We start from the raw sequence: 3518 nt of genomic DNA on the forward strand, positions 1-3518 counted from the left end.
ACACTAGGATCTAGTTTTAAAATAACTTCCTCTGCATTAGAAAGCTCCATGACAATTTTTATCATAAGCTCTTTAGCGCTGCCTTCTTTTAAGACAGGTTTGTAGGTGCGTGGGACATTTCCAACTGCAAGCAAATCTCCTGCTTCATCATAAACGCCTACTGCATTAACTTCAAATCCCCCTACATTGCTTGGCACATGACACATTAAATTCACATAGTTTGGATTGCTTTCATCCACGCTTTTGCTACTAATATTAGCTTCATAAACAATCTCTTCTAAACTTTGCATTTCTTCACTGGGTAAAATAACTTTTGAACTTAATTTAAAGCTTTTTAAATTGATACCATTTCCACTTGCTCTTGCGGCAATAAATTTAGCAATGCCAATTTTTGTTAGTATGGTATAGTATTCACTTTTTGCCATTAATACACTCCTTTTTGACTTCGCGGTTGAAATGAATTCACCCTTGCGACAAGGGATTTTATCCCCTTGACCCCTCTCTTGTGCTTTGCACTCTCTTTGAGAAAGGCTTCCCGACCCAAACACTGCGTGTTTGCCCCAAAAACATTTAAAATCATCTAATACACTCCTTTAAAATCAATATTAGTTCTTGTTATTTCACAAATAAAAACACCCATTGCATTTAAACTTGGTTTCTGATTGTTTTCAATTTGCGTGGTTTGAAAAGGTAAGATTTCTATAGTTTCTCCACTTATTTCTACACTAGCATTAAAACTATCATTTTTACTTTCAATCTCTATTTCAATTGCTTCTAAAACGCTTCTAACATTTTTAAAATCATAAATTAGTCTTTCTAAAGTATTAAGCGTTCTTTCATCAAAGCTAACATTAGTTGTGCTTACTTTAACTTTAAAAAAATAAGGCTTTCCACCATAATTAAACCACTCTTTAACCACTGCAGTAGGAAATACGGCTCTTAAAGCTTCTTTTATAGCCCAAGTTGTGCCGTTGTATCTATCTAAAAGCAAGGCTTTAGATATTAGCTTTCTTGCTTCTTTTTCATTTAAACCATCAATACTTACATCATAAGCATTGGCTAAAATTGGCAATAATCTTTCATCGCAATTTAGAGCTAGATTTGTGATACTAGCTAAATTTAAATCTTCAAATCTTGCCTTTGCACTTAAATCAATGGCTTTGCTTTGTTTTGGATGGTGGTTTAGTATTAGTGTATTCATAGCACCGCCTTTTTTATGCTATCACTTTGTGCAAACGAAGTTCGCCCAAAGTCGCTTTTACTGAAGGCTTCCCGACCCATTGCTACGCAATGCCCCTTCATAGTACTGCCTTTTCATAGCTAAGCAAAAAGCTAAGGGTTGCAAACTCATCATCAGCTATTATTATATTTTCTAAGGGCAAGTCTTTTAATTCTTGCTCTTCTTCATTTATGATTTTTTCTTTAATGCTTAAAATTTCGCTTTTATAAACTCCGTCCTGATGAAGACATTTGTAAATAAATCCCAGTGCTAAATCCACACTTAAATCAAAGTCCTTTTGCAAAGCATTAATCTTTTCACTTATTTCATTAGCACGGCTTAATTCTAAAAGCAAAAGTTTGGCATCTACGATAAACTCTCTTTTTTTAGCTAATTCTACATTTACTTCATCAGTTAAAGGTCTTCGCTCATCCGCACTTAAATACTCTTTAACCACATTAACGCTTAATTCATCTTCGCTTTTAATGATAACTCTTACTTTTCCTGCTCCATTGTTTAAAGCTTTTATGGAGGCTACTTTTGCACTTGCGCTTAAAGCGTGATAGATATAGCCTTTTTCACTTCCTGCGGTTGAAAAGCGATGTACACTCATTACAGCCCTTTCTCTTAAGGCTTCATCGCTTTCTTCACTGGCTCCACCACTAAAATATTCTAGTTGTTTAATCTTAGCCACAAAAGGCAGTGGGGTTTGTAAAAACTCGGTTTTACTTTCTTTGCTTTGAATAAATTCATCAAGTTCTAAAATACCTTGTGCTTTACTTTGCCCTTTTTTAATCACCACTTCTTCTTTTAAAGTGGCAAGGTCTGCTTTTTCATTTGAAAAAATTGCACCTTTTGGGATGATGACATCATAAGTAAGTAAGGTATTTAATTCAAACTCTACTTTAGCTGTGGGCTTAACCCCTTTAAGCCTTTGTATCAAATAGCCATTAGCTACTACATTATCTAAATCACTTCCCTTTGCATAATGAAGATAAGTTGCTTTTATACTCTCATTAATTCTTGCTCTTATTATCATTTCTCTATAAGCTAAAGCTTCTAAAATGGCTTTAAAAGGATCAGATTCTAAAAGCTCTACATTATCTTTTAAAAAGCTTTTAAAAAGTTCTTCATAGGCTTTTAAAAGCTTTTCATAATCAAGCTCTTCTATGATTTGTGGATAAGGGATATCCTTTAAAAAGCTTTGTTTAAAATAGCTATCATTTGCACTTAAAAGCTCACTCATTTGCCTAGCTCCATGGTTAAATCCCCATAATTTTCAAAAAGCAAGGTAATGCTTAATTTATTGTCTTTACACTCATTAAGTCTCACACCTTTTAGCTTTACTCTTTTTTCCCACTTTGAAATTGCTTCTGCAGTGTATCTAGTAAGCTTTATCTTAAAATCATCATCGATTTTTCTATCTATGAGTGTAAAAAGTAAAGAACCATATTCTGGTCTCATTACTCTTGAGCCTAAAGGAGTGATTAAAATGTCTTTGATACTTTCTTCGATGCTTACCATGTAATTCATTTTAATCCTTTGTAAAACTCAAAAATGTTTTCTAGCATTTGAGAAAATCCTAAAAATGTAAAAGCTATAAAAAAGCCTATAAAAATGCTTTTGATAAAAAAGTTTAGGTTTAAAAAAGCATAAAATGCCCCCATGCAAAAGAGCATAAAAAAGACTAATGAAAATAAAAGCAAAAATAATTCTTTCATAGTTTTTCCTATCTTGGCGAAGCTGTGGCACCACAAGTACAAGAATGGGTATGATTTGTTAAATCACCTTTGCTATCGCTTATATTTCCGCTAACTTGTAAATTGCCTATTAAGTTTAAATTTCCTTTTATGCTAAAAGTACCACTTGCCCCACCTTCGCCACTTGTAGAAATTGCTCCTGCAATTTGAGTATTACCATTTAAATTAATACTTGGAGCATTAAGCGTTATGGTATTAGCGTTTGTAGTATGATTTTTAGTATTTAAGGTGTTGTTTTGGTTATGGGTGATTTTATCTACACAAGTGATATTTATATTTTTAACCACATCAAGTTTTAAAGTGCTACTCTTAGAGTTGTATTCTAAATGCGTTCCATCTTCAAAATCTATATTAAAAGTATTCTCATCTGTGTTTTTTGCTCTATGTTTTTCTTGGTAAAGCCCACGCAAAATAACTCCACTATTTAAATCCCCACGCACAGGTATAACTAATACTTGCTCTCCTATTCTTAAAGGAGAAAAGCTCACTGCATAAGAATTAGCTAGACTTTGAAAAACACTTAAAAAATCCGTTACCAT

The 3518-nt window shown here is 33.1% G+C and carries 6 protein-coding genes; all 6 read right to left on the reverse strand.

Going from position 1 to position 3518, the window contains the following annotated elements; translation table 11 throughout:
• Positions 1–425 (reverse strand): phage tail protein (locus AJ885_RS07725; RefSeq protein WP_186820353.1); only part of this gene is annotated, 425 nt, incomplete at its 3' end.
• A gap of 155 nt (positions 426–580) precedes the next feature.
• Entirely contained in the window at positions 581–1201 is a 621-nt protein-coding gene (locus AJ885_RS07730) for a phage tail protein I (RefSeq protein ID WP_070281058.1), read from the reverse strand.
• 97 nt (positions 1202–1298) lie between these two features.
• Entirely contained in the window at positions 1299–2465 is a 1167-nt protein-coding gene (locus tag AJ885_RS07735) for a baseplate J/gp47 family protein (RefSeq protein WP_070280994.1), read from the reverse strand.
• The gene (locus AJ885_RS07740; protein ID WP_070276117.1) at positions 2462–2752 is read right to left on the reverse strand and encodes a GPW/gp25 family protein; all 291 of its coding nucleotides are present in this window, start codon (positions 2750–2752) and stop codon (positions 2462–2464) included. Before AJ885_RS07740 ends, AJ885_RS07735 begins: the two co-directional genes overlap by 4 nt.
• Positions 2749–2940 carry a hypothetical protein gene (locus AJ885_RS07745; RefSeq protein WP_070276118.1) on the reverse strand — a complete coding sequence of 64 codons (192 nt, stop codon included), beginning with the start codon at positions 2938–2940 and terminating at the stop codon, positions 2749–2751. The genes AJ885_RS07740 and AJ885_RS07745 overlap by 4 nt, the downstream gene beginning before the upstream one ends.
• Positions 2941–2948: 8 nt before the next feature.
• A partial coding sequence (locus AJ885_RS07750) for a phage baseplate assembly protein V (RefSeq protein ID WP_070281060.1) occupies positions 2949–3518 on the reverse strand: 570 nt, incomplete at its 5' end.

The sequence above is a fragment of the Campylobacter sp. BCW_6464 genome, assembly GCF_001762775.1.
In the GTDB taxonomy this organism is placed as follows: domain Bacteria; phylum Campylobacterota; class Campylobacteria; order Campylobacterales; family Campylobacteraceae; genus Campylobacter_D; species Campylobacter_D jejuni.